Source organism: Flavobacterium sp. JP2137 (assembly GCF_050562195.1).
GTDB lineage: Bacteria > Bacteroidota > Bacteroidia > Flavobacteriales > Flavobacteriaceae > Flavobacterium.
The window spans coordinates 2,747,553-2,772,336 of the sequence record NZ_CP191647.1; the positions used below are offsets into that span (position 1 = coordinate 2,747,553).

The window sequence follows — 24,784 nt, forward strand, 5'->3', positions numbered from 1 at the left end:
CTTTGGATAATCGCGCTTTGCTTTGATCGACTACAGCGTTTTTTTGGGAGTCATTAGGTGTTGTTCAAGGTGCTGAAGGTACAGATTGCGGTAGTTTTGTATTCGGGCTTCCGTCGCGTTTTTCTCTAAATCGTGAAAGTGAAATCCCTCAATTCGCTCTAGTCCTGAAAATTGATTCATTTTGTGAAAACCAAATAAGATACCGTCGTCTACACTGCGTTGATCAAAGAATTCACCCGCCAAAGTAAATGCAGTTTCCGGCGCGTTCCAAGAAGTGGTGACCAGGTATTTTTTTCCGTGCATCAAACCGCCCGTTCCATAATTGATATCCGGATTTTTACGACTTCGCCCATCGTGGGCATAGATGCCGTTATTGTGTCCGGCCGTATATACTTCATCGATGTATTTCTTTAGGCGATTCGGTACCTGAAACCACCAAATTGGGCTGTGGTATATGATGATGTCGGCCCACTTAAAATTTTCCACTTCTTCCAGGGCGTCAAACGCATCGTTTACATCGGTCACTTTTACGTTAAAACCGTGCGTTAAAAGCGCTTCTTTTGTCCACGATGTCAGACTTTTATTAAATAACCCTCCTGAATGTCCAAAAATCTGACCGCCGTTGATAATAAAAATATTTTTCATTTGTTTCGTTTTAATTATTGAAAGCACAAAGGTCTATAATTGTTGTTTATTAGTCAAATAGTATAAATAATAGCATTGTATCATAATACTAATACATAGTGTGCTGTCAAGTCCGTTGTTGGAAGGATTATAGCGGTACTGTAAATTAGGAATACTACTGCACGAGACGGGGTGTTTTCGCTGCATTTTAGCATAAAAGTTTGAGTGTTAATTTCATCAACTTTTGGAATTACAGCGGGTTGCAATTGTTTTATAGCATCGAAAACCTTTAAAAAACAGCTTTTATAAATCATTAAAATGCTTTAAATCGTATATTTGTATTATAAAAATTATATTTATGCGCTGGAATTTGGAATGGCTTCGCACTTTTAAAGCGATTTATGAAACGGGCACCCTATCTGCGGCGGCACAAAAGCTATTTATTTCGCAACCAGGGGTTAGCCTGCATTTAAATTCTTTAGAGAGCTATACGGGATATAAACTATTTGATCGTTCTGCCCGTAAAATGGTCCCTACAGAGAAGGGAAAGATTTTGTATAACTGGGTTTTTGACCCGTTGAAGAAAATGGAACATGCCGAACAGCACTTCCACAAAAAAGCCAAAGAAGATCGAGCTACCATAAGTGTGGGCATGTGCTTCGAAACCTTTCAGTACACCTTAGAAGAACAAATTGCAAAGTTGCCCTTTAACCTGATTATCAAATTTGGCGAATACCCGCAAATGCAACACGATTTGGATCACGGTCTGTTGGATTTGATCATTACCCCTCAGTTGGGAAATCAGCAAAATTTGGAATACCGCGCATTTTCCAAAGAGCGCATTGTGTTGATAGCCGGCAGTCAAACCGACACCGGGGAAGTGGACGCATTGCTGGCTTCGAAGGAGATAGCCAAGGCCGCGGGTTTGCTCAAGCAGCAGTTGTGGTACAGCACCGCAGCTGATATGGAGCACTTAAAACACTTTTGGCTGACGCATTTTGGGGAGCATCCCGATTTTAGCCCGAATTATATCGTTCCCAATATTAGTTCCATCATACGCTGTTTAAGCAATAATGTCGGGTATTCTATAGTCCCTGATTTTTTGTGTCGCGAAGCGATCGAGGCTTCCAAAATCAAATTGATTTGGGAAGGCCTAGATCCTTTGGAAAACACCCTTTATTTTGGCACCCGAAAAAAGACGATATACCACCGAGAAATCGCGCATTTGGAAGAGCTTTTGGTGGATAAATGGAAAGAATAGGGGATGTCGTATATTTGAACGACCTATAACCATTAAGCTATGAATCCCCTTATTGAACAACTGCGAAAGTACGGAAGCCTCGACCCGGAAGCGGAACGAGCTATTGCGAGTAAAACCATGCATTACAAACGCAAGAAATTGGATTATTTCTTAAAAGAAGGCCAGTATTCATCGAGTTATTTTGTCCTTAGCAAAGGGCTGATTCGCGCCTATATCGTTAGAAACAACAAGGAGGTCAATTCTTGGTTTGGCGGAGAAGATCAAATTTTTTGTTCTATAATTCCGGTATATACCGACCGAGCCTCCTATGAGTATATACAGTTTTTGGAAGATTCGGAGGTGTATGCGATTGCGAGAACCGACTTAAACGATTTGTATATCAAATACCCCAAATTGAATGTGATCGGTCGCAAAATGGCAGAAGAGGTCTGTGTTGTGCTCGAAGAGCGCATAAACTCCTTACACACGGAATCTGCGATAGAACGCTACCAGGCGGTAGTCGCTCAATATCCGCATTTATTACAGCGAATCAATCTGGGGCATATTGCGTCTTATCTCGGCATTACGCCGGAAACATTAAGTCGCATCCGAAAGCTTTAGCGATTTTGATGTAGGTCAAAAAAACGCATGCCTCGCTGCTTTATTTTTGTAAGAGAATTTTAAATGTCTTTTATATGAATTGGTTGGCTTTGATAGTAGCGGGGATTTTCGAGATTGGATGGCCCTTGGGATTAAAGATGGCTCAGGGATCGGGTGGTAATAAATGGTGGTGGATCGGCTTAGCGGTAACCACGATGGCGATTAGTGGCAGTTTGCTCTTCTATGCGCAGAAAACCATACCCATAGGCACGGCTTACGCTGTTTGGACTGGATTGGGAGCTGTGGGAACGCTAGTGGTTGGAATATTGTTTTTTGGTGACTCCGCCAGTATTTTTAGACTGCTATCCGCCTTGTTGATCGTTGTGGGAATCATCGGATTAAAGATTTTTTAAGTCAGTAACCCTAATTGGCAATACTCAGAATACCCGGGTTAGATCTTTTAATGAAGTCTAACCCTTTTTTATAATTGAAAAAGCGATTTTCCATTTGGAAACGCTGTAGAACGACTGATGTCGGATTGCTTGTTTAACAACGCTGTTTATACAGCTATAACGTTAGTGTAAATATGCCGTTGCCAAAGAGCAATCTGCCAAATCGGATTCCGCTCCTTGGAAGAGGAGTGGAGGGGCTATTGGACTGAAAACAGCTTTGTTTTATAACAGGGATGCAAGGAAGGTGGCAAAGGGAACTATATCGCCATCGGCACTTGCGCTTTCCAATGCCGTCATGTATTCCGATCGTCGTTCGAGTGGAATTACCGTCCAAGGGTATCCTCCAGCTGCCATCATGGCGTTCATTAGGAATCTACCGATTCGCCCATTGCCGTCGTTATAGGGGTGAATAAAAACGAAAAAGAAATGTCCTAGAACAACGCGAACTCCTGCATTCTCTTCCTGTGAAAGCAAATCAAAAAATACGGGCATCAAGTCTCTTACGGCCTCCCTACTCGGAGGTACGTGTTTAGATTGGCGAATATAAATGGGTTGGTTGCGGTAGCCCGCCAAATCGGAGGATTTTAATATACCCGCAGTGACACTCGGAGCAAACATTTCGCGATACCAGTTGCCGTGATCGCGGTCTATTGCATGGCCGGGATTTTTTTCGGCTAAGATGGACTCAATACTCTGCTGCACCTGTTGGAAGGCTTGCCAGTAACCACGAGCAGCCATGGCGTCGCGATGCTGTCGGTCTTGTTCGTCGATAACCGGTTGCCAGTGACCCTTTCTGACCCGTTCAATCAATTCGGTGTTTACGCGGTAACCCTCTATGGATAAAGAGTTGTAAGCATCATTGGCGTAATTATCTTCAATCTGCTGTAGGTATGCAATTTTATCTTTGGGCATGCCGGGAGCAGCAGGGAAGATTTTTATAACTTCACTTCGCATCTCGTGCCACATTAAACGCAGACGGTTGACATAAGGTGACTTTTCGCGCTGGCCAAATGTAAGGAAACTCTTGTGTATAAACGGGTCTAGTTCCCGAACATTATAGCCTGCAGTGAGCAAGCCTTCCAAAATATCGTCTGCAATTTTTGGGCGGTTTATGTTGCGGAAAGCTCCAACTATTCTACCGGCAACGACACTTTTACCACCGTCAAGGAGTAGTGCTAGAATCTCAGAACCGTCTCGGAATGTCGAAAGCAAGGTTCGTGCATCGGTTGGATACTGTTGGTAAAAGCTTTCGGAAATATTAACAACAGCCGCTGCCGTATTGTAGAGCCTTAGGCGATCATCGTCAATAACGGTTTGTCGATTATCTGGAAGCGTAGCCCGTATCTCCAATATGGAGGTATGAAATAAAAGGTCTGTAATCTGATTGCGTCCCTGAGGCGCTCTTACGAGTAGTTGAACGGGAACTGTTCGGTTTGCGGCATGTAGTTTGGCAGACTCTTCTGGGGAAAGACACCAGTTTTCTCCAAAGCGTTCCGTTAGGTATGCTCCGATAAAAGTCCAATAAGAAGCATACCACGAGGTGCTTTCGCCAGGAGTTTCGTCCGGACGTGCTGGAATATACCAGCCCCGCATGACCTCGCGCAAAAAACCTTTTTTTACCAGCCGCTCTCTGTGGGTCCGGGAAATTAAATGAGACGGAATAGCAATTGTTCCACGAAGTTGCAATTCCTGTAGAACTTGTAAGGAAGCGGCAAGATTTTCTGAGGGTGTTGCCATGTTTTTTATACAAATATAATAATTAGCTTTTAATGTTGCACCAAAATTAGCTTTTAATGCTGTACTAAAATTAGCTTTTAGTGTTGTACTAGAATTAGCTTTTAGTGTTGTAGGATAGTTAGCTTTGAATGCCGCATCTAAAAATAGCTTTTAACGCGGTATTTAAGCTTGCTTACAACGCTGTATGTGAATTGGTTTAGGACACTACATCTATAATTAGCGTTGGATGGCGCACCAAAATTAGCTTTTAGTGTTGTGTCTAAATTAGCTTTTAACGCCGTACCTAAATTAGCTTTTAATGTTGTATGTTAGTTAGCTTTGGATGCTGTATCTAAATTAGCTTTTAGTGTTGTATCAAAATTAGCTTTTAATGTTGCGCCAAAATTAGCTTTTAATGCTGTGCTAAAATTAGCTTTTAGTGTTGTACTAGAATTAGCTTTTAGTGTTGTAGGATGGTTAGCTTTGAATGCCGCATCTAAAAATAGCTTTTAACGCGGTATTTAAGCTTGCTTACAACGCTGTATGTGAATTGGTTTAGGACACTACATCTATAATTAGCGTTGGATGGCGCACCAAAATTAGCTTTTAGTGTTGTGTCTAAATTAGCTTTTAACGCCGTACCTAAATTAGCTTTTAATGTTGTATGTTAGTTAGCTTTGGATGCTGTATCTAAATTAGCTTTTAGTGTTGTATCAAAATTAGCTTTTAATGTTGTAGGTTAGTTAGTTTTGAATGCCGCATCTAAAAATAACTTTTAACGCGGTATCTAATCGAGCTTAAAACACTGTATGTGAATTGGTTTAGGACACTACATCTATAATTAGCGTTGGATGGCGCACCAAAATTAGCTTTTAGTGTTGTACCAAAATTAGCTTTTAGTGTTGTATTAAAATTAGCTTTTAGTGTTGTTTGCCGAGGTCGTGGTTGTATTAACTTTTTAGGGTTGTAAATTATTGTCTTGTAATGCTGTAGCGAAGTATTGTGTTTAGCTCGTAAAAGCTTCAAGAGCTAATACGCCTTTCTGCGGGTACTGTCTTTAGTAAACAAGGAATCGTGCATCCGTGTTTAAAACAATTGTCTGAGAATTCGAGCCATTATCGATATTCTAAAAATACGAACTGATAACCATACATTTTTTCACCTTGTAATTCCTTACTTTTATAAATAATCATTTGTATTTCACGGGGTGTCCATTCATCCCAACCTATACCGTTTAAAGGCCAATCCTCCTGTGAAAGAGAAGCTACATCTATTCCAAACATTTTGCAGGCATATTTTTCTGTTCATAAGGATTTGTTGTAAATTTATATTCCATAACTGTTTTTGTTTTAATGGGTATGCATTTGTAATGTTTCCTTGCTTATCTACCTCAATTTATTATTTTCAAACCTGAGTGTATAAGCGCTCTCAACCATATCTTCATACACCTGTATGAAGACTAACTTTTCGCTTCTACAAACTCTTTAAAGTTTTTTAGAAAATCAATAAAAGTGTCGTGAGGTAAAATCAAATCTGCATCTTTTTGTTGAGTATTCAAATCAAAAAACTGAACTCCATAGCCATTACTATATATATACAAATCATCTCCCTCAGTCTGATATTTATATTCATTATTGGTATCTTTTGTAGAAAGGATTCCATCTATCAGTTGCTGAATAATTTTTGGTGTCCAATATACATTACTTAAATTACCTAAAACACCATATTCTGAATCTTCTATATTTACATAGAACCAAACAGAATCTGTTAGTGATTTATGAATGCTAAAATTATATATCATTTCGATTAAAATTTATTATTTAATAATTGGATAAGCGTTCATTATATTTCCAAGGTCATCTACCTCTATTAATATTTTAAATCCATTAGTACTGTTATATTCATATTTAGTCAGTAAATATTTTAGTGCTTTTAGGTAGTTTTCCTACTCCTTTTGCCACAGTGTTTTTCATATACAAAAGCCACTTCTTGTTGAATCCTCTCCATCGTCCAATTTTTAGGAAACATAGAACTCATAGCTGCTTTTTCTATCCAGCCACTTCTATATTTTACATATATTTTTGCTTTGTACGGCAAATTATCTTTTTCTTTGCAATTACTGACGCTTTTGTATGAAAGACTTTTTCGCCTTCTTTTGTACCAAATGCAAACCTTCCTCCAATAGGGTTAACATTGTTCAATAAATATCCAGGATTACCAGTATTTGAAACAAACATAAGTAATGATTGCTGTATTTTTGGACCAAACCATTAATTACGAAGAATTAATCAATCTGTTGATTTAACAATAAAGTTATAAATTAGTATTCAAAGTATAGTTTTTAGCATATAAACGCCAAGTAGTTCCTTGAAACGCCATAAAATCAATATTTTAACAAAAAAATAAACGGATATTTTTTAAATAAAAAAAGACCTAACAATTTTAAAATCAAATTGTTAGGTCTTAAAAGTGGTGGAGTCGCCGAGAATCGAACTCGGGTCCAAACAAGCAATCAAAAAGCTTTCTACATGTTTAGTTTCTTCTTAGATTTTCGTCGACAAGCTTGGCTAGAAACCGCCACCTGTCGCTTATTCTCTTAATTTCAAAAACCCGTCGAGACTAAAGGTTTCCTAGGTTTATTTTTACGGTTCCCCGAATTAAAACGCCACAAACCAAGGCTTTTTTGGGGAATCTAGCTTTCTCACCTGGTGAGAACTAGGCAAATCTTACTGTAATTCAGATTAAGCAGCTAAAGCGTAATTATTTTCGCCGTTTGAAAAGTTTGAAAAATGATATTTACGAGCTGTTTTTCAGCGCTCGACATGCTTACAATCTAATTCCACTTGCTGTCAAAGCCAATCGACCCCAAATAGTTACTGGTCTCCCTTTGGCCGAAGTTTTGTAGGAGATTACTGCAAAGATAAAATAAAAAAACGAGAGCGTGGTTTTTTTTAGCGGGTTTTATGTGTTTGTCAAGCATATTCCGCTGCGACATCCTCAGTCGAGCACAAGGGGCCTAGGAGTTAACCCTAAGTTAATGGGTGTGAAATCCCGGCAATCGCTTTGGAGTTTGCGGCAGTCGGAGGGGGTATTAACACCACGGTTATTTCGACTACCTAGGGCGGCCAAAGAATAAGCAATATAATTAACCCGATGAAATGAATTCGTCAATTTGTTTTGCAAAAGAATTAATTAAGCTTAATTTTGGAAGATTATACATTAACAGCCTTAGAATTTATTTATGAAATTTGGACTTATAAAAGAGAGAAAGAGCCCACCGGATAGACGTGTTGTATTTAGTCCATCTGAGTTGGTTGAAGTGGTAAAGCGTTTTCCAGAAGTAGAATTTGTCGTTGAGACTTCGGATATTCGTGTATTTTCAGATCAAGAGTATAGCGATTTGGGGTTTACAGTCACTGATGATTTGTCCGATTGCGATGTATTGTTAGGGGTAAAAGAAGTTCCCATCGATGCGCTCATCCCCAATAAAACCTATTTTTTCTTTTCACACACCATAAAAAAACAAAGCTATAACAGGGCCTTATTACAGGCTTGTTTAGATAAAAACATTCGATTAATCGATCACGAAACCCTAGTAGACGAAAACAATAAACGCCTGATCGGCTTCGGTCGTTATGCCGGTATTGTTGGCGCCTATAACGGAATTCGCGCTTTTGGAATCAAATACGAGCTCTTCAACTTGGTCAAAGCAGAATTGCTCTTGCATCAGGAAGACTTAATCGCCCGTTTAAATCGTCCGTATTTACCTCCGGTAAAAGTGGTTTTAACCGGTCACGGAAAAGTGGGTATGGGAGCCAAGGAAATCTTGGATGGCATGAAGATGAAGCCCGTTTCCATCGCCGATTTTTTAAGCAAAGAATACGATGTGCCGGTTTATACGCAAATCGACGTGACGGATTACTACAGACGCAGCGACGGTAGTGAAGGTTCTAAAGCGGATTTTTATGCAAATCCCGATTTGTACGAGTCGGATTTTGAGCGTTTTACCAAGCATGCCGATATCTTTATAGCGGGGCATTTTTACAAAACGGGAAGCCCAAAAATATTGACAAAGGAGATGCTAAACGGTGCACACAACCAAATTAAAGTGGTTGCCGATATCTCTTGTGATGTGGATGGACCTATAGATTCGACCTTAAGAGCTTCGACCATAGCCGATCCGATTTACGGATACTATCCGAGGGAAAACAAAGAAGTCAGCGTTGATCACCCTGCTGCAGTAGTGGTTATGGCGGTAGACAATTTGCCGTGCGAATTGCCCAAAGATGCCAGTGAAGGCTTTGGAGAAACCTTTATCGAAAAGGTGATGCCAGCTTTTTTTAACGGCGACAAAGACGGCGTGTTTGCAAGGGCCTGTGTTACCGATAACGGTAAACTCACCGCGCGCTTTGAATACCTGCAAGATTTTCTAGCGGAAAAAGAATAAGCGAAAGCACCCTATAATAAAAGGCTGTCTCTACCAGGGGACAGCCTTTTTTAATGCTTTTTTTGCTTGATAAAAATCGTTAAATCGACCTGTCGACGCTTTTGCAATTCTTTTAGAAATTGCAAGAAGGGCATAACGAAGGTTTGCTTTAGAACCGTATTAAGCGGCGAGTACCGTCTTTCTCAAATTCTTTTTATAGGCCAATTTCTTGGCTATTTTTAAAATTTGCTCCGACAAGCTCGTCAACCAAATCAATTGTTCGATCACCAATTGCGATTCCTCCATCTTAATTTTGATGTCCTCGTCGTCGTCAACGGATAGTTTTAATTCCTTTTCACGTATATCTTTGAGGTAGGAAAAACTGATTTCATATTCCTTTTGTTCATCCAGAGTCAGTATACTGCGCTCTTTTTGCGAATCTTGTATGACGTCTATGGTCGTGCTTAGGTTTTTGACAATGGTGTCCATAACCACGTTAAACGCCTTGGAGGCCTCGGTGGTTTTATGCGACTGTATATAGGTTCCAATAGAGGCAGCAGAAGACAATAGCGTATGGTTTAATACCGCCAACTCATACAGTTCCGAGCGGTATTTTTGCTTGGACTTGGGTTCTTGTATCATGCGTTGAAAAGACGACATCAGGTTGCCGATTTCGATAAAAGCGTATTTGCGCGTCAATCGGTACGGCAGGGTTACTTCGCCCTTTTCGTTATAGTAAATAGAAATTTCCTTTAAATAATCTCGATTTGCCTTGATGGATTTGGTCAGGTGAATATTGAGGTTTAAGAATTCCCATGATGGCCACAGCAAATAGTTGGCGCCAAAGGCGAGTATTGCACCGATAAAGGTATCTATAATTCTATAGGTCAACAAGTCCATAAAATTCGGCGTGAGTATCCCGTAAATCAACACCACGTATATGGTGATAAAAGTTACGCCAATTTTGTAATCGGTATGGGAAAACCAGTATCCGAACACCATGGTAAATATGGTCATAAAGGCCAGAACGGTGGTGTTGTCGATAAAGGCCAGGAGACCAAAGGCGATGAGTCCACCGGCAACGGTGCCGATTACCCGTTCAAAGGAGCGTTGTTTGGTCAGTCCAAACCCCGGTCTCATAATCACGACTATGGTCAGTAAAATCCAATAACCGTTGAGCAGATTAAAGATTTGTCCAATCATAAACCCGACGAGAATCGTAATGGTCAAGCGCAGTGCATGTCGGAATATCGTAGAGGAGAAGTTCAAGTTTTCCTTTAAGGTATCCCAGCGATAGTGTTGAGGCGTTAGGAATTTCTCCAGATCCTTGTACTTGCCCTTTAAGTCGCTTTCGGTAATGGTATTTGTCAATACGCGCTCGAGTACTTTAATCTTTTCTATTTGTTTCTCCGCATAGTGAATCACGTTGGAAAACATCAACACCGCTTCTGTAGACGAGTAGGATTGGTTGTTCTTTTGAAACTGATAGAGCTTGTCTTGTATCTTTTTAAGATCATCGGTTAGGGAACCGGTAGAAACATATTTTTTACCGACATTCAAGGAAAGGGCGATATTGGAAATCGTCGTGGCAAATTGAAAGGCCAGATTTTTGTAATCCTCAATCAGGTCGAGATTGTCCTTAAAGAGCACATAGAGTTTTTTGTGGTCAAAGGCCGTGGACAGGGCAATTTCCTGAATGTCTACCAAAGCGGTAAACGCCACGAGCATTTTTCTGTTGTAAGAGGAGTTTCCGGTATTGGCCTTGTTGCGCACCAAATATTCGCGAAGATTCTCGTGAATTTCATTGAGCTTGACCTGGATGTTGAGTTGTTCCTCAATAATTTTATCCCGATTTGCGTCTTTTGTCCACAGTTCGGCTCTCAATTTGAGGTAATCCGAAGTGAGGTCCATACATTCCGAGGTTTGCAAAGCCGCATATCGACGCGGTCTCATCAGGTTAAACAAGAGCGACACGACCAAATACAGTATACCACCCATAAGCAGCATCAAACAGTGTAGGTATAAATCCTTGCCTTGGTAGGGGTGTACAAAGGCCAAACAAACCGCTAAGAGCCCGGTAAAGGACAGCATATTTGCGCGATGCCCATACACGGAAATCATACAGAGGGCAAAGATAATAGTCAGAAAAATGGGATAGAAAAACAGCGTATCCACCACGGTACACAGTATAAAAGTGACGATGGGAATCAGCAGTGCTCCGACGAGCAAACCGACCACCTTGTGCTTTAAATTGCTGGGAATATCGACCGGAGCCGTAAGCAAAGCCCCCATGGCTATGGTAAATGCCAAGGTAAATTCCTTATAGGGCATTAGGATTAAAAAAGGGATAATCGAGGAAATGGTAATTTTTAACGAGTCGGTAAGGTGTGAGTTATCCGTGAATTTTCTTGCTTTTTTAAACATAACTATTCCGTGGGAAGTTTTTAAAATTATTTTTTATGGTAAAAGATTGTCTAGGCAATATAGTGCAAAATAAATACCAAAATTTGTATATTGTAATAATTATTTCTGTTTTTTTGATTAATTTTGTGTTTGCTTAATATTTTAAGCCTCATAAAAATTAAAGAAAACGATTATGATATTACCAATTGTGGGTTATGGAGATCCTGTATTGCGAAAAGTAGGTGAAAACATTAGCCCTGATTATCCACAATTAGCTCAGTTAGTGGAGAATATGTTCGAAACCATGCACCGTGCAAACGGGGTGGGCTTGGCAGCTCCTCAAATAGGTTTGGCAATTCGATTATTTGTAGTAGATTGCGCTCCTTTCGCAGATAATGAAGACATCTCGGAAGAAGAGGCCCTGTTTTTGTCTACCTTTAAAAAAGCCTTCATCAATGCCAAAATCACCTTAGAAGAAGGTGAGGAATGGGCTTTTAACGAAGGGTGTTTAAGCATACCCGATGTCAATGAAGATGTATATAGAAAAGAGTGGATTACCTTGGAATACTACGATGAGAATTTTGAAAAACACAGTGCGAAAATCGGTGGACTGGCCGCGAGAGTGATTCAACACGAATACGATCATATCGAAGGGATACTTTTTACGGATAAAATTTCCAGTTTAAAGAAGCGTTTAAACGCACGCCGATTACAAAACATCTTCGAGGGCAAGATTGTACCAAATTATAAAATGAAATTTGCTTCTAAAAAAAGCAGATAACCTTTGGATATTAACCGCAAATTTAGATATTTGTGACTTTAAAATTAAAATAATTTCAAAAAATGAGTTTAGATAGAATATTAGCCATTTCAGGAAAACCCGGATTGTATGAATTAAAAGTACAAACGCGTACAGGTTTTGTTGCGGAGTCTTTAGTAGACGGAAAGAGAAGTACTATAGGATTGAAACACAATGTGAGTTTGCTTTCTGAAATATCCATGTATACCTATGATGATGAAGTAAAGTTATTTGTAGTTTTTAAAGCTATTGCACAAAAGGAAAACTTTAAGGCTGCGGTTTCTCATAAAGAAGACAATGCGGTTTTAACCAATTATTTTAGAGAGATTCTTCCAGAGTTTGACGAAGAGCGCGTATATGTTTCAGATATTAAAAAAGTATTAAACTGGTACAACATCCTCGAGAATAGAGGGATGATTACCGAAGAGGCTTTTTCAGATAAGGCCGCGGTGGAAACTCCGGTTGCTGAAAGCGTTGAAAAGTAAATTTTAAATCCCGTTTTTAACGGGATTTTTTTTATCTTATAGTTTTATATTATGAACAACAGAGAACTACAATTGCAAGCCGTGGACCGCTTGTTGACCATTATGGACGAGCTCAGGGAAAAGTGTCCCTGGGATCAAAAACAGACCTTAGAGAGCCTGCGACACCTGACCATCGAAGAGGTGTATGAATTGGGCGATGCCATTTTGGACAACGACCTGATGGAAGTCAAAAAAGAACTGGGCGACGTTTTATTACACATCGTGTTTTACGCCAAAATAGCCAGTGAGCAAGATGCTTTTGACCTCGCAGATGTAGCCCACGGCATATCGGACAAATTAATTGCCCGACACCCACATATATACGGCGATGTTAAGGCCAGCACGCCGGAGGAGGTCAAGCAGAATTGGGAAAAGTTAAAGCTAAAAGAGGGCAATACCTCGGTTTTAGGAGGCGTTCCCAAGAGCTTACCCGCTTTGGTTAAAGCCAGTAGAATTCAAGAAAAAGTACAGGGCGTGGGTTTCGATTGGGACAACAGAGCTGATGTGTGGAATAAGGTCAAAGAAGAACTCGACGAATTCGAACGGGAAGTGGCTGTGGCGCAAACCGATAAGATGGAAGAGGAGTTTGGAGATGTCTTGTTTTCCCTGATCAATTACGCCCGGTTTTTAAAGATCAACCCCGAAACTGCTTTGGAACGCACCAATAAAAAATTTATCAAGCGATTTCAGTACATAGAAGCGCGTGCAGTCGAACTCGGTAAATCCATTACGGATATGAATTTGGAGGAGATGGACCGCTATTGGAATGAGGCGAAAAAAAAATCTTAATTTGCGATTTATTGACTTAGGTCTTTTTTAACGTATTTATAGGATTAATTTTAAAACCAATTTGTTAATTGGTTATCTAAGTCGCTTTTTTTTGTTGATTTAGACTCGTTTTAAATAATATAAACGATTTTTATAAAAAAAGTATTCATCAGATTGTTTAAAAAAAACCTTAGTTTTATGGCCTGTTTAAAACAATATTATGAAAATTAAAACTCAATATGTCCTCTTTGCTTGTACTACTTTGGCTATGGCAAACCTGCTCAATGCGCAAAACACACAACAACGAGAATACATTATTAAGAATACACAGGCGGAATTGCTGCACGACTTTGCTGCATCCAAGACCATCCAAGCCAATCAAGCTTTTGACGATGCCGTAAAGGCTGCTAAAATAGCCGGATTGCCGATAAGTGGCTATGATAAAGAGGGAAACTTTTTTGAAATTAAAGCAATCGATGCTCAAGGACGCATCGAGTACTATAGCACTAAAAATGCGGGATCTCGTAAAACAGCGCGTGTAAACCAGATCCAATCGGATTTGGGGATTACCCTTACCGGTAAAAATATGATTGCTGGAGTTTGGGATGGCGGTGTGGCTTTGCGAACGCACAACGAATTGATCAATAGAGTAGAATACAAGGATAGAACGACGAGAACCCATGCACATGCAACCCATGTTACCGGTACTATCGCTGCCTCAGGGGTAAAACCTCAGGCCAAAGGTATGGCGCCAGAAGCGAAAATTTGGTCCAACGATTGGAGACGAGATACCGCTGAAATGGCAGCACAAGCTGCAGAGGGACTCTTGGTGTCCAATCACTCTTACGGAGTGGATACCAGCATCGAAAACTTTCAGGGAACGGCAGATTATTTCGGATCCTATGACTATACCAGCTACGAGTTTGATTGGGTGGCCTTTAATGCGCCTTATTATCAACCCGTAGTAGCAGCCGGAAATGACCGTCGCGACTACCGTCGATTAAACCCGACTAAGAACGGCAATGATTTGTTACTCGGTGCGTCCTTAGCAAAGAATTCTGTCATCGTAGCTGCGGTTTACGAAGTAGCTAATTACACCAACGCCAATCAAGTAATCATGTCGGACTTTAGCAATTATGGACCGACAGACGACTTTAGAATCAAACCCGATATTTCGGCCAAAGGAGTACAGGTAATTTCTCCAATCGACGAGGATAATAGCACCTATGGCGTTTCCAACGGAACTTCCATGGCTGCTCCTGCAGTGACCGGGGTATTTGTACTGTGGCAACAATACGGCCTACAAATGAACAGTGTCGCTTACCGATCGGCAACGCTGCGCGCACTTATGGCGCAGACCGCTGATGAAGCGGGTCTTAAAGATGGTCCAGATCATCAATTTGGATGGGGCTTAATCAATGCCAAAGGCGGTATTGAAGTAATTACCGCCAGCAAGTCCAATGGGGCCTTAGTCGTAGAGGAAACCTTAAATCAATCCGCTACTTTCGAAAGGGAGTTTGTGGTACAAAAAGACGGTACTCACTTGGCTGCAACCATCGCCTGGACCGATAGTCCTCGAGCGGATAACAATTATGCCGAATATTTAGACGATCCCACACCGGCGCTTAACAACGATTTGGATTTGAGGATTTTTAAAGACGGTGTTGCTTTTCTACCGTGGAAATTGAACAAGAATTTCGCGGCTTTAAATGCCTTAAAGGGCGATAATGACGTTGATAATATCGAAAAAGTGGAAATTCCCAATGCCACTGCGGGAACCTATAAGATAGTAGTGTCTCACAAAGGTCAATTGGCTAGGGGTGAACAAGATTTTTCTTTGGTAGTGAGCTCAAAGGGTGGAAACCTATCGATGGACAATGCAACTAAATTGGAGAGTGAATTGAGAATTTGGCCGAATCCCGCCAAGGATTTTATCACGATTGAAAGCACGGAAGAAAACATCAAGGATGCCTCGGTAAGCCTGTTTGACATCAGCGGTAAACAGTTGTTGACGCTGACCAATAAGGCTGTGTATTCATCGACTTGGACCATCCCTTTAAACGATTTGTCGACGGGTATTTACTTCCTGAAATTTAGCAATGCAAACGGACAAGTAACCAAAAAGATACTGATTAAATAAGCAAACGCAAAATGCGATTACTACAAATGGGTGGAGAACTTTTCTTCACCCATTTTTTTATGGTCGCAAGCCCGTGTCAATCCAAGGCTATAATTGGATTGATGGTGTAATCCGTGAGGTGGTGGCCAACACGATTGCCGAAAGTAGGTCTTAATTCATAGACCAGCTTCGGTATTTTAGCGTGTAGAACGGCTGGTTTTAGGGGTTACAATCGCTTTTTTCGTCATATTGAAAGCGCCATTTCTTTTGTTCAATAAGTGCGTTGCGATATGGAATCGCTTCTCGAGGGTATTTTAAGTACGGGGCATGAAAATGCACATAGGAGGGGGTGTTCGGATTTTCACTCCATCCTTTTAACGTGAGTAAATAATTCATGCAATCCAATTGGCTGTGGGCAATAATACCCGAAATACCACTCATAAAACCACTGTTGTTGTGAGAGGGAATTGCGTTTTTAAAACTCCAATTGCCCAAGGACTGATTAAAAGCCCGCGCATCATAAAACATATTGTACAATTTCTCTGCATGGCTAACGTCCCATTGATCTAGAGGTTGATTAAAGGCTTTGCTGCTTTCAAACATACTCGAAAGCGATACGATGCTTTCGAGCTTCCAGGTATTCAGCGGTTGATTAAAGTTCTCGGTACTGCTAAACATTTCTTCCATGATGACGACCTTGCGCACATCCCAGCGGTCTAAGGGTTGGTTAAATCGGTATGCTCGGGCAAACATTCGATACATCGTTGTAACCTGACTGACGTCCCACGAATTTAGTTCTTGGTCAAAATCATAGGCGTTTAGAAACATACTGGACATCGCCGTAACCCGTCCGACATTCCAATGACCTATGGATTGATTAAACGCTGCTGCTGCTTCAAACATACTGCTCATATCGGAGACTTGCGCAACCTGCCACTGGTCTAGGGGTTGATTAAAAAATTCTGTTTTTTCGAAGAGTGAAGCCATATTTGTAACCCGAGTGACATCCCATTTATTCAACGGTTGATTAAAGGACGTAGCGCCTTGAAACAGGGCTTGCATAGCCGTGACCTTACCGACGTTCCAGTTGTTTAGCGGTTGGTTAAAGGTGCTGGCATGGGCAAAAGCAGCAGCCATATTGGTCACTTGGCTCACATCCCATTTTTCGAGCGGTTGATTAAAGGAACTGGCCATGGAAAAGATTCCGTGGAGGTCAGTGACCTTAGCGGTTTTCCAACGGCCAATCGGTTGGTTAAAAGCCGCTGCTCTGGCAAACATACGACTCATATTGGTGACATGCTGAACCTTCCATCGTTTTAGGGGCCGGTTGAATGCCACAGCTTCTTCAAACATGCTGCTCATATCCACCACGCGATTGACCTTCCATTTGTTTAACGGTTGGTTAAATGCCGTGGCATAGGCAAACAGTTCTGACATATCGGTCACTTGTCGAACATCCCATCGGTCTAGCGGTTGGTTGAAGGTCGATGCTTTGTAAAACAGTTTCGACATGTCGGTCACGCGACTCACGTCCCAATGATTAATCGATTGATTCATCGCTTTGACCTCCGCAAACATGGCGCTCATATCGGTTAGCCTGCTCATATCGGGTGCATCGGTCGCATTGACGACCAAATCGATACAGCCCATAAACGCCTCTCTAAAGGAGCTCCAACGCACATCGCCCCATTGTTCCACCGATCGCATTCCTATGTACCACCGATTGTCTTGTCGAATTCGATGAAGCGGATCCGCACCAATCGGCGTGAGTTCAATGCGATAAACACCGGGGGTGGGAAACGTCAGTTTTAAACTTCCCGCTCCCTTTCCGCTGCCTTCTAGCGCAGTTTGCTCCAGATTTTCCCACTGGTATAGATAACTGCCCTCCAAGAGGAGTTCGGGTTCGAAATCGGCATACTTGTGATTGAGGGTCAAAATAAACGGGCGTTGGGCTGCCGCATCCATAGCGCAGAACAACACAGCCATCAGAATAAATTTCGACAATAGGGACGAAAATAAGGCTCGACTCATAATTTATAGGGTATAATGCGGTTTATGTGCTACACCTTAAAGTGAAGCAGTACGTATCGCACTTCTAAAATACCATTTAAATCGATATAATGCGTCGTTTTAGCCGAAGATTGAATAAAATATCGGGAAGAATTAACGTGGATTTTCCTGTTTTGCAAAGCCGAAGAATTTAGATTGTGACGTGCTTATCGGAATAAATCTTGTTTTTAAAGGTTTTCGATCATGTTGGGGCGGGGTTTTGCCCGGGCGGTTCGCGTAGTGCGCAAGCGGTGTTAATAGGAGTGTAGCTGCGTCCGTATAAGGCAAAAAAAAAGACCGTCGAAACGGTCTTTTTGTCTGTTAGTAAGTGCAAAGGAATGCTTATCCTTTTGCCAATACTTTCATTTCTTTTTCAATCATATCGTAGAATTGGTCAATTCTAGGCATGATGATAATTCTTGTTCTTCTGTTTTTCTGTCTGTTTTCCGGGGTGTCGTTAGACACTAAAGGAACGTAGTAACTTCTTCCGGCAGCAATCAATTGTTCTGGTTTTACACCCAAATCGTTTTGAAGCATTCTCGTAATCGAAGTAGCTCTTTTAACACTCAAATCCCAGTTGTCTTCCATGATGTTGTTTTTGATAGGCACATTGTCCGTGTGTCCTTCCACCATACATTCGAAATCCGGTTTGCTGTTCACGACCTTAGCTACTTTGCCCAAAATTTCTTTTGCACGCTCACTCACTACATAACTACCGCTTTTGAAAAGCAATTTATCTGCAATAGAGATGAATACAACTCCTTTTTCAACATTTACTTCAATATCTGGATCATTAAATCCAACTTCTCTTTTTAAACTAGTAACTAGAGCCAGTGTCATAGAATCTTTCTTGCTCACTGCATCTTGTAGACGTGAAATTCTAAGATCTTTCTCTTTCATACTTTCCAACGACTTCTCTAAATTTTGAGCTCCTTTTGATGATAAAGAGGTCAAGTTATCCATAGTGTTGAACAACTTTTCATTATCGAGCTTCATCTTGTCAGCATAAGTTTTCAAAGATTCTTTTTCCGTTAAACAAGTGTTTAATTTAACCGTACACGTATTCAATAAATCTTGAATCTCTTTATTCTTGCTTTCTAATGCCGCAATTTTCTTTTGTGAGCCACAAGAACTCAAAGAAATTGCCAAAACAGACAATCCTAAAATGATTTTCTTCATAATGTAAAATGATTTGTTATATAGGGCTAATTTATCAATAATTGTGCTAATATTAAAATATATCGCTAAAAAACTACTGTTAAATTAAATTGTTAAATTCCCTTCTCTTTTTAATAAAATATTGCAGTACGATACTGCTAGTGTGATAGTATTCAGTACTTTGTTTGCCCTTGCGCTTATTGTAAAATCTTCGGGCGCGTTTGTAAAAGCTAAAATGCGCGTGGATTACCGCCCAACAGTGTTTTGGTTTGCCATCCAACAACATTTTGATGCCCGCTAAACCGTCCATACACAGTCTTGTAAAGATAATGATTATAAGTTGAGAAGCCGGCAAATTCTTCAACAACATATAGAGCGAGTTTCTAAAGTTCAAATAAGTCTTGCGACTGTTTTGATACGCCAAGGTGCCCCCGCCCAGGTGATAGACCGTCGATAAGCCGCAATAATGCACCTGATAACCGCTGTTCTTTGCGCGCCAACACAAATCGATTTCCTCTTGATGCGCAAAAAAGTCGGTATCAAAGCCCTGTAAATCCTCAAAAACACTTTTGCGAATGAAAAAGCAGGCACCCGAGGCCCAAAAAATAGGCGTGCTCGCGTCGTATTGTCCCGTATCTACTTCTATAGTATCAAAAACCCTGCCGCGACAGTACGGAAACCCATATTTATCGATAAAACCGCCTGCGGCTCCAGCATATTCAAATTTCGTCGGATTTTTATAATCGAGTATTTTGGGTTGGATAATCGCGATTTGCGGTTGTTGTTCCAACAGCTGTAGCGGTGCCAACAGCCAGTTTTCCGTCACCTGTACATCCGAATTGATCAAGACCAAATAGGGCTCTTCAACGTGGACAAGCGCGCGGTTATAGCCTCCGGCATAGCCGTAGTTACCGCTGTTTTTAACGATCTTCACCGTTGGGAAATTCGCGGCGATATAGGCGATGGAATCGTCGCTCGATGCGTTATCGGCCACATATATCGTCGCGAGTTGCGAATACATGACGATGGAGGGTAAAAACTCTTGGAGTAATTTACGTCCATTCCAATTTAATATAACAACGGCAATTTGAGGCATCTTTTTAGGGTTTTAACAGGTAGTTAGGCAGTTCGGGCAAAAAGTGGTATTTCTCCAATTCAAAGTCCATTTCGCAATAGTAATGGTGTAGACCGTTGGTCACATAAAGCAAATCCGCGCGTAACAACAAATTGTATCGCGCAATCTGGTCAAAGGTACTCTGGTCAATTTTAATCTGTGGCGCCTTGCATTCGATCAATAGGGAAATGCTGCCGTTGGGCTTAAAGACAACCACGTCGTAACGCTTGATCAAATCGTTGATCACAATTACTTTTTCGACGTTAATCAGCTGCTGCGGATAGTTTTTATGGTAAATCAAATCGTGTACCACATGCTGTCGAACCCATTCTTCCGGAGTGAGCTGAATAAACTTTTTCCGGATAATATCAAAAATAGCTAGCTTATTTTTAGTATTTTTGAAGCGAAATTCAAAGGAAGGAAAATTTAATTTTTGCATCTGACAAAGATATTTTTTCTAATGACAAAGAACAATTAAACAAAAAATATTTTGGATCAGGTAATACAAATTACAAAGGATATCAAAGCTGGAACCATAGCGCCCATTTATTTTTTAATGGGGGAAGAGCCGTATTATATCGACAAATTATCTGAATTTATAGAGAAGAATATTTTAAACGAAGAGGAGAAGAGTTTTAATCAGATGGTGCTCTACGGTCGGGATGTCAGCATGCAGGAAATCATTTCCAATGCCAAGCGCTTTCCACTGATGGCCGAAAAACAGGTCATCATCGTCAAGGAAGCCCAGGAATTGGTGCGGACTATAGACCAACTGGACGACTATTTAGAGCATTTACAACCCACTACGGTATTGGTGTTTTGCTATAAGTATAAGACCCTGGACAAGCGCAAAAAAGTCTATAAGAACATACAGAAAAAAGGCGTGCTTTACGAGAGTAAAAAGCTGCGAGAATATCAGATTGAAGCCTGGTTAAAGCGCATTATTTCCGGTAAGGGATACAGCATTGAACCCAAGGCCTCTGCGATGTTGGTCGAGTTCTTAGGCACGGATTTGAGCAAGATTGCCAATGAATTGGACAAACTGACCATCATACTGCCCAAGGGCAGTGCAATCACGGCAGAAGTCGTGGAATACAACATCGGGATCAGCAAGGATTTTAACAATTTTGAAATGATTAAAGCCATAGTTGACCGCGATCAGTTAAAGGCCTATAAAATTGCGCATTACTTTTCTCAAAATCCCAAAAACAACCCGATGGTCTTGACTTTGGGCTTGGTGTATTCGTATTTTTCCAAATTGTTGCTGTACCACGGACTCAAGGACAAATCGGCGATGAATGTGGTCAAAAACCTAAAGATCAGTCAATACGGGCTTAAGGACTACGAAATCGGTTTTAAGAACTATCCGATGCGCAAAGTCAGCCAAATCATATCCATATTAAAAGACATCGATTTAAAAAATAAAGGAGTAGGAGCGTCAGCCATGCCACAGGGAGATCTACTGAAAGAAATGCTGGCGAAAATATTTAACTAACCAAGACGAGCATGAGTAAAAAAATGAACAAGAATAAAATATTGGGCTGGGCAACGCTTATCATGATTGCCATGGGAATATTGTTAATCGCCTTAGGCGTTTTTAGATATAACGAAGTGGCCGGATGGGGCTTTGTAGCTGTCGGCGTTGGATTTTTTGCCAATGCTTGGGTTTTTAGCGCCCTAAAAGGAAGGGTATAACAAGGAGAACCCACACCTCTAAACAACAAAGACCGGACATACCGGTCTTTGTTGTTTAGAATAGGGTCAAAGGTTTAAATCATGTCGTAATCCAATTGGTTGTGGTAGAGTCTTATCGTACCGTTTTCCAAGGTTACCAAAAGTTTCCCGTGCTCGGCCCAAACGGCATTAGTCACGGGGTCACCGATATGCATAACCAATTCCGTTCCGTCGGTACTCTTTAAGTGTACGTTGTTGTTTTCGACGATTTCGATATCGGCCTTGATTAATTTTTCATTGAATTCCATAATGTATTTTTTTACTAATTTAATCAAAAAAGAAAACCAAGCCCTTTATTTTGTTCGCAAACTTTAAATTTCTTTTATCCCAAATAATGTATTAATTTTGATTTTTTGGAGCCCTGCGCAGTCAGTGTCGCGCCAAAAAAACTAAAAACTAATAAAACAGTGTATGTCAGACGATAAAAAAGTTATTTTTTCCATGTCGAAGTTGAGTAAAACCTATTCTTCGACCAATAAACAAGTGTTGAAAGATATTTATCTAAGCTTTTTCTATGGCGCCAAGATCGGTATTTTAGGACTCAACGGTTCTGGAAAATCTTCTTTGCTCAAGATTATTGCGGGCGTGGATAAAAACTACCAGGGAGATGTGGTTTTTGCACCGGGATATACAGTGGGATATTTGGAACAAGAACCCCAATTGGACGAGACCAAAACCGTGATTGAAATCGTCAAAGAAGGCGCTGCGGAAATCGTAGCGGTCTTGGAAGAGTTCAATAAGATAAACGATATGTTTGGACTTCCAGAAGTTTATGAAGATGCCGATAAAATGCAAAAACTGATGGACCAACAGGCGGTCTTACAAGATAAAATCGATGCGGCTGGCGGATGGGAATTGGAGACCAAACTCGAAATTGCTATGGATGCCTTAAGGACTCCAGAACCCGATACCCCGATCAACATCCTTTCAGGAGGGGAGCGCAGAAGGGTAGCATTGTGTCGCTTGTTATTGCAACAACCCGATGTTTTGCTCTTGGATGAGCCTACCAACCACTTGGATGCCGAATCGGTATTGTGGTTAGAGCAACATTTACAACAATATCCCGGAACGGTAATCGCCGTAACCCACGACAGATACTTCTTGGACAATGTAGCCGGTTGGATTTTGGAATTGGACCGCGGTGAGGGAATTCCTTGGAAGGGGAATTACAGCTCGTGGTTGGATCAGAAATCAACCCGTTTAAGACAAGAGGAAAAGGTAGCGTCCAAGCGTAGAAAAAACTTGGAACGCGAGTTGGACTGGGTGCGTCAAGGCGCTAAGGGAAGACAAACCAAGCAAAAAGCCCGTTTGCAGAATTACGATAAATTGTTGAATGAAGACCAGAAATCCCTGGAGGAGAACTTGGAAATTTACATTCCAAACGGTCCGAGATTGGGTACTCAAGTAATCGAAGCCCAACACGTTTCTAAGGCATTTGGCGACAAATTGCTGTATGAAGATTTGAATTTCACCTTACCTCAGGCTGGAATTGTAGGTATTATCGGTCCCAACGGGGCGGGTAAATCGACTATTTTCAGAATGATTATGGACGAGCAGCAACCGGATTCCGGTTCCTTTGTCATCGGTGAAACCGTTAAAATAGCCTATGTCGATCAGTCGCATAGCGATATCGATGCAGACAAGACGATATGGGAGAATTTCTGCGACGGTCAGGAGCTGATTATGATGGGCGGTAGACAGGTCAATTCCAGAGCCTATTTAAGCCGTTTTAACTTTGCGGGCTCCGATCAAAACAAAAAGGTATCCACCTTATCAGGAGGGGAGCGCAACCGCTTGCACTTGGCGATGACGCTAAAGGAAGAAGGAAACGTATTGTTGCTGGATGAGCCTACCAACGACTTGGATGTCAATACACTTCGTGCCTTGGAAGAAGGTTTGGACAACTTTGCGGGTTGTGCCGTGATAATTTCCCACGATAGATGGTTCTTAGACCGTGTATGTACGCATATCTTGGCTTTTGAAAACGATTCTCAGGTATACTTCTTTGAAGGTTCCTTCTCGGAATACGAGGAAAATCGTAAAAAACGCTTTGGTGATGTGGCTCCAACACGGGTTAAATACAAAAAATTAATCAGATAGTTTTTTACTATCGTGCATTTTATAGCAAAGAGGTCGTATTTTTCAATACGACCTCTTTTTTTATGATTAAATATCTCGAATAATACCTTTCAATCAAATACGACAACAATTTAATTCAATCCTATCGTTGACCGTCTTGCGGCCGGATTTATAAGGGATGTTTTTATTGTTGAAGCTTCAATTCTTTTAATACTGTATTCAATAGACTATTAAACTCCTGAGGTTTTTCCAGCATGGGATAATGCCCCGTTCCCTTAATGATTACGCCGTGATAATCCTTAAAGTATTTAGTATTATTATTTATCTCGACGGGTTGCGCATCAGACAGTATGCCTCTTACTGGTATATCAATTTGCTTTGACATTTTTTGCAGATCCATTTCATATAAAGGTTTTAAGGCATTTATAGCCAGTTCATAATCATTTAGAAGAAATTCACTTTGCAGTTGTTCTTTGATATAAACAGGTGTTTCATCGACAAACAGATAGGACGGCATAATCTCTTCAACCGCTGATTTAAAATCGTTGCGATAAAAATGAAACATATACTGTTCGGCCTGTTCTGGAGTAAAAACCTGATCTAAGTCTTTTAAAGTATCAATTAAAATTAACGCTTTTACCTGAGGTAAATCCAATGCTGCTTGTACGACATACGCACCGGACATAGAATGCCCTATTAGTATAATATCAGTGCTTTTAATTTGATTAACCACCGTTTTGATATCATCAGCATATTGCGTTGCTGTCCATTTTTTCCTACTCCTTTCAGATTTTCCATGACCACCTAAATCGATCTTAACGATATTATAGCTGTCCTTAAAAAAATCTTCTTGACTGTTCCACCAATTGGTGTTTCCTAGCCAACCGTGTACAAAAACTAGGGTAGTATGAGCCTTCCCGATTTCTGTGTAGTGTATATTTACACGGTCTGTAGATAAAATATAATTTTCCATGGATAG

General features: G+C 40.8%; 25 protein-coding genes and 1 other RNA gene. 12 read left to right on the forward strand and 14 right to left on the reverse strand.

Going from position 1 to position 24,784, the window contains the following annotated elements; all coding sequences use genetic code 11:
* Positions 1–30: 30 nt before the first annotated feature.
* The gene (locus ACQZ43_RS12070; protein WP_430612938.1) at positions 31–645 is read right to left on the reverse strand and encodes an NAD(P)H-dependent oxidoreductase; all 615 of its coding nucleotides are present in this window, start codon (positions 643–645) and stop codon (positions 31–33) included.
* 337 nt (positions 646–982) lie between these two features.
* Here ACQZ43_RS12070 and ACQZ43_RS12075 point away from each other — a divergent pair, with 337 nt between their 5' ends.
* The 3 genes from ACQZ43_RS12075 to ACQZ43_RS12085 all read left to right on the forward strand — a co-directional run bounded on the left by ACQZ43_RS12075 (position 983) and on the right by ACQZ43_RS12085 (position 2,877).
* Entirely contained in the window at positions 983–1,885 is a 903-nt protein-coding gene (locus ACQZ43_RS12075; RefSeq protein WP_430612939.1) for a LysR family transcriptional regulator, read from the forward strand.
* A gap of 39 nt (positions 1,886–1,924) precedes the next feature.
* The gene (locus ACQZ43_RS12080) at positions 1,925–2,485 is read left to right on the forward strand and encodes a Crp/Fnr family transcriptional regulator (protein WP_430612940.1); all 561 of its coding nucleotides are present in this window, start codon (positions 1,925–1,927) and stop codon (positions 2,483–2,485) included.
* A 74-nt stretch (positions 2,486–2,559) separates the two neighbouring features.
* Positions 2,560–2,877 (forward strand): DMT family transporter, encoded by a 318-nt coding sequence (locus tag ACQZ43_RS12085; protein WP_430612941.1) that lies wholly within the window; start codon positions 2,560–2,562, stop codon positions 2,875–2,877.
* A gap of 261 nt (positions 2,878–3,138) precedes the next feature.
* Here ACQZ43_RS12085 and ACQZ43_RS12090 read toward each other — a convergent pair whose 3' ends face one another.
* Positions 3,139–4,653, reverse strand: coding sequence for a Fic family protein (locus ACQZ43_RS12090; RefSeq protein ID WP_430612942.1), 1,515 nt, complete (start codon positions 4,651–4,653; stop codon positions 3,139–3,141).
* 318 nt (positions 4,654–4,971) lie between these two features.
* Here ACQZ43_RS12090 and ACQZ43_RS12095 point away from each other — a divergent pair, with 318 nt between their 5' ends.
* Entirely contained in the window at positions 4,972–5,145 is a 174-nt protein-coding gene (locus ACQZ43_RS12095; RefSeq protein WP_430612943.1) for a hypothetical protein, read from the forward strand.
* 602 nt (positions 5,146–5,747) lie between these two features.
* On the opposite strand, the gene ACQZ43_RS12100 is transcribed toward ACQZ43_RS12095, so the two are convergent.
* The 5 genes from ACQZ43_RS12100 to ssrA form a co-directional block, all read right to left on the reverse strand.
* Entirely contained in the window at positions 5,748–5,915 is a 168-nt protein-coding gene (locus ACQZ43_RS12100) for a hypothetical protein (RefSeq protein WP_430612944.1), read from the reverse strand.
* A 176-nt stretch (positions 5,916–6,091) separates the two neighbouring features.
* On the reverse strand, positions 6,092–6,433 hold the full coding sequence (locus ACQZ43_RS12105) for a hypothetical protein (RefSeq protein WP_430612945.1): 342 nt from the start codon (positions 6,431–6,433) through the stop codon (positions 6,092–6,094).
* Positions 6,434–6,564: 131 nt separating this feature from the next.
* Positions 6,565–6,729, reverse strand: coding sequence for an EndoU domain-containing protein (locus tag ACQZ43_RS12110; RefSeq protein WP_430612946.1), 165 nt, complete (start codon positions 6,727–6,729; stop codon positions 6,565–6,567).
* The gene (locus ACQZ43_RS12115) at positions 6,702–6,869 is read right to left on the reverse strand and encodes a hypothetical protein (protein ID WP_430615719.1); all 168 of its coding nucleotides are present in this window, start codon (positions 6,867–6,869) and stop codon (positions 6,702–6,704) included. Before ACQZ43_RS12115 ends, ACQZ43_RS12110 begins: the two co-directional genes overlap by 28 nt.
* Positions 6,870–7,102: 233 nt before the next feature.
* Positions 7,103–7,499, reverse strand: a transfer-messenger RNA (tmRNA) gene (gene ssrA / locus ACQZ43_RS12120).
* Between the two features lie 374 nt (positions 7,500–7,873).
* On the opposite strand from ssrA, the gene ACQZ43_RS12125 reads away from it, so the two are divergent.
* Positions 7,874–9,079: an NAD(P)-dependent oxidoreductase gene (locus tag ACQZ43_RS12125; protein WP_430612947.1), complete on the forward strand. Its 1,206-nt coding sequence runs from the start codon at positions 7,874–7,876 to the stop codon at positions 9,077–9,079.
* 159 nt (positions 9,080–9,238) lie between these two features.
* Here ACQZ43_RS12125 and ACQZ43_RS12130 read toward each other — a convergent pair whose 3' ends face one another.
* Positions 9,239–11,482, reverse strand: coding sequence for an FUSC family membrane protein (locus tag ACQZ43_RS12130; protein ID WP_430612948.1), 2,244 nt, complete (start codon positions 11,480–11,482; stop codon positions 9,239–9,241).
* Between the two features lie 172 nt (positions 11,483–11,654).
* On the opposite strand from ACQZ43_RS12130, the gene def reads away from it, so the two are divergent.
* The 4 genes from def (at position 11,655) to ACQZ43_RS12150 (ending at position 15,692) form a co-directional block, all read left to right on the forward strand.
* On the forward strand, positions 11,655–12,242 hold the full coding sequence (def, locus tag ACQZ43_RS12135; RefSeq protein ID WP_430612949.1) for a peptide deformylase: 588 nt from the start codon (positions 11,655–11,657) through the stop codon (positions 12,240–12,242).
* Between the two features lie 62 nt (positions 12,243–12,304).
* The gene (locus tag ACQZ43_RS12140; protein ID WP_430612950.1) at positions 12,305–12,745 is read left to right on the forward strand and encodes a DUF5606 domain-containing protein; all 441 of its coding nucleotides are present in this window, start codon (positions 12,305–12,307) and stop codon (positions 12,743–12,745) included.
* A 51-nt stretch (positions 12,746–12,796) separates the two neighbouring features.
* Positions 12,797–13,573: a nucleoside triphosphate pyrophosphohydrolase gene (gene mazG / locus ACQZ43_RS12145; protein ID WP_430612951.1), complete on the forward strand. Its 777-nt coding sequence runs from the start codon at positions 12,797–12,799 to the stop codon at positions 13,571–13,573.
* Positions 13,574–13,772: 199 nt separating this feature from the next.
* Positions 13,773–15,692 (forward strand): S8 family serine peptidase, encoded by a 1,920-nt coding sequence (locus ACQZ43_RS12150; RefSeq protein ID WP_430612952.1) that lies wholly within the window; start codon positions 13,773–13,775, stop codon positions 15,690–15,692.
* 198 nt (positions 15,693–15,890) lie between these two features.
* Here ACQZ43_RS12150 and ACQZ43_RS12155 read toward each other — a convergent pair whose 3' ends face one another.
* From ACQZ43_RS12155 to ACQZ43_RS12170, 4 genes are all read right to left on the reverse strand, one after another.
* Positions 15,891–17,702, reverse strand: coding sequence for a BspA family leucine-rich repeat surface protein (locus ACQZ43_RS12155; RefSeq protein ID WP_430612953.1), 1,812 nt, complete (start codon positions 17,700–17,702; stop codon positions 15,891–15,893).
* 360 nt (positions 17,703–18,062) lie between these two features.
* Entirely contained in the window at positions 18,063–18,899 is an 837-nt protein-coding gene (locus ACQZ43_RS12160; protein WP_430612954.1) for an OmpA/MotB family protein, read from the reverse strand.
* A 79-nt stretch (positions 18,900–18,978) separates the two neighbouring features.
* Entirely contained in the window at positions 18,979–19,974 is a 996-nt protein-coding gene (locus ACQZ43_RS12165) for a glycosyltransferase family 2 protein (protein WP_430612955.1), read from the reverse strand.
* A 4-nt stretch (positions 19,975–19,978) separates the two neighbouring features.
* On the reverse strand, positions 19,979–20,431 hold the full coding sequence (locus tag ACQZ43_RS12170) for a type I restriction enzyme HsdR N-terminal domain-containing protein (RefSeq protein WP_430612956.1): 453 nt from the start codon (positions 20,429–20,431) through the stop codon (positions 19,979–19,981).
* Between the two features lie 51 nt (positions 20,432–20,482).
* On the opposite strand from ACQZ43_RS12170, the gene holA reads away from it, so the two are divergent.
* Together holA and ACQZ43_RS12180 are read left to right on the forward strand one after the other, a co-directional pair.
* On the forward strand, positions 20,483–21,487 hold the full coding sequence (holA, locus tag ACQZ43_RS12175) for a DNA polymerase III subunit delta (RefSeq protein ID WP_430612957.1): 1,005 nt from the start codon (positions 20,483–20,485) through the stop codon (positions 21,485–21,487).
* Between the two features lie 23 nt (positions 21,488–21,510).
* The gene (locus tag ACQZ43_RS12180) at positions 21,511–21,687 is read left to right on the forward strand and encodes a CAL67264 family membrane protein (RefSeq protein ID WP_430612958.1); all 177 of its coding nucleotides are present in this window, start codon (positions 21,511–21,513) and stop codon (positions 21,685–21,687) included.
* A 74-nt stretch (positions 21,688–21,761) separates the two neighbouring features.
* On the opposite strand, the gene ACQZ43_RS12185 is transcribed toward ACQZ43_RS12180, so the two are convergent.
* Positions 21,762–21,974 carry a hypothetical protein gene (locus tag ACQZ43_RS12185; RefSeq protein WP_430612959.1) on the reverse strand — a complete coding sequence of 71 codons (213 nt, stop codon included), beginning with the start codon at positions 21,972–21,974 and terminating at the stop codon, positions 21,762–21,764.
* Positions 21,975–22,137: 163 nt separating this feature from the next.
* Here ACQZ43_RS12185 and ettA point away from each other — a divergent pair, with 163 nt between their 5' ends.
* Positions 22,138–23,826: an energy-dependent translational throttle protein EttA gene (ettA, locus tag ACQZ43_RS12190; RefSeq protein WP_430612960.1), complete on the forward strand. Its 1,689-nt coding sequence runs from the start codon at positions 22,138–22,140 to the stop codon at positions 23,824–23,826.
* 163 nt (positions 23,827–23,989) lie between these two features.
* On the opposite strand, the gene ACQZ43_RS12195 is transcribed toward ettA, so the two are convergent.
* The gene (locus ACQZ43_RS12195) at positions 23,990–24,778 is read right to left on the reverse strand and encodes an alpha/beta fold hydrolase (RefSeq protein WP_430612961.1); all 789 of its coding nucleotides are present in this window, start codon (positions 24,776–24,778) and stop codon (positions 23,990–23,992) included.
* Between the last annotated feature and the right edge of the window lie 6 nt (positions 24,779–24,784).

Excerpts from the sequence above, each read along its gene's own strand:
- ACQZ43_RS12165 (WP_430612955.1), bottom strand. The coding sequence starts at position 19,974 with ATGCCTCAAATTGCCGTTGTTATATTAAATTGGAATGGACGTAAATTA.
- ACQZ43_RS12170 (WP_430612956.1), bottom strand. The coding sequence starts at position 20,431 with ATGCAAAAATTAAATTTTCCTTCCTTTGAATTTCGCTTCAAAAATACT.
- ACQZ43_RS12090 (WP_430612942.1), bottom strand. The coding sequence starts at position 4,653 with ATGGCAACACCCTCAGAAAATCTTGCCGCTTCCTTACAAGTTCTACAG.
- ACQZ43_RS12080 (WP_430612940.1), top strand. The coding sequence starts at position 1,925 with ATGAATCCCCTTATTGAACAACTGCGAAAGTACGGAAGCCTCGACCCG.
- ACQZ43_RS12070 (WP_430612938.1), bottom strand. The coding sequence starts at position 645 with ATGAAAAATATTTTTATTATCAACGGCGGTCAGATTTTTGGACATTCA.
- ACQZ43_RS12160 (WP_430612954.1), bottom strand. The coding sequence starts at position 18,899 with ATGAAGAAAATCATTTTAGGATTGTCTGTTTTGGCAATTTCTTTGAGT.
- mazG (WP_430612951.1), top strand. The coding sequence starts at position 12,797 with ATGAACAACAGAGAACTACAATTGCAAGCCGTGGACCGCTTGTTGACC.
- ACQZ43_RS12125 (WP_430612947.1), top strand. The coding sequence starts at position 7,874 with ATGAAATTTGGACTTATAAAAGAGAGAAAGAGCCCACCGGATAGACGT.
- ACQZ43_RS12180 (WP_430612958.1), top strand. The coding sequence starts at position 21,511 with ATGAACAAGAATAAAATATTGGGCTGGGCAACGCTTATCATGATTGCC.
- ACQZ43_RS12185 (WP_430612959.1), bottom strand. The coding sequence starts at position 21,974 with ATGGAATTCAATGAAAAATTAATCAAGGCCGATATCGAAATCGTCGAA.
- ACQZ43_RS12075 (WP_430612939.1), top strand. The coding sequence starts at position 983 with ATGCGCTGGAATTTGGAATGGCTTCGCACTTTTAAAGCGATTTATGAA.
- ACQZ43_RS12085 (WP_430612941.1), top strand. The coding sequence starts at position 2,560 with ATGAATTGGTTGGCTTTGATAGTAGCGGGGATTTTCGAGATTGGATGG.
- ettA (WP_430612960.1), top strand. The coding sequence starts at position 22,138 with ATGTCAGACGATAAAAAAGTTATTTTTTCCATGTCGAAGTTGAGTAAA.
- ACQZ43_RS12105 (WP_430612945.1), bottom strand. The coding sequence starts at position 6,433 with ATGATATATAATTTTAGCATTCATAAATCACTAACAGATTCTGTTTGG.
- ACQZ43_RS12130 (WP_430612948.1), bottom strand. The coding sequence starts at position 11,482 with ATGTTTAAAAAAGCAAGAAAATTCACGGATAACTCACACCTTACCGAC.
- def (WP_430612949.1), top strand. The coding sequence starts at position 11,655 with ATGATATTACCAATTGTGGGTTATGGAGATCCTGTATTGCGAAAAGTA.
- ACQZ43_RS12100 (WP_430612944.1), bottom strand. The coding sequence starts at position 5,915 with ATGTTTGGAATAGATGTAGCTTCTCTTTCACAGGAGGATTGGCCTTTA.
- ACQZ43_RS12155 (WP_430612953.1), bottom strand. The coding sequence starts at position 17,702 with ATGAGTCGAGCCTTATTTTCGTCCCTATTGTCGAAATTTATTCTGATG.
- ACQZ43_RS12195 (WP_430612961.1), bottom strand. The coding sequence starts at position 24,778 with ATGGAAAATTATATTTTATCTACAGACCGTGTAAATATACACTACACA.
- ACQZ43_RS12150 (WP_430612952.1), top strand. The coding sequence starts at position 13,773 with ATGAAAATTAAAACTCAATATGTCCTCTTTGCTTGTACTACTTTGGCT.
- ACQZ43_RS12115 (WP_430615719.1), bottom strand. The coding sequence starts at position 6,869 with ATGTTTGTTTCAAATACTGGTAATCCTGGATATTTATTGAACAATGTT.
- ACQZ43_RS12140 (WP_430612950.1), top strand. The coding sequence starts at position 12,305 with ATGAGTTTAGATAGAATATTAGCCATTTCAGGAAAACCCGGATTGTAT.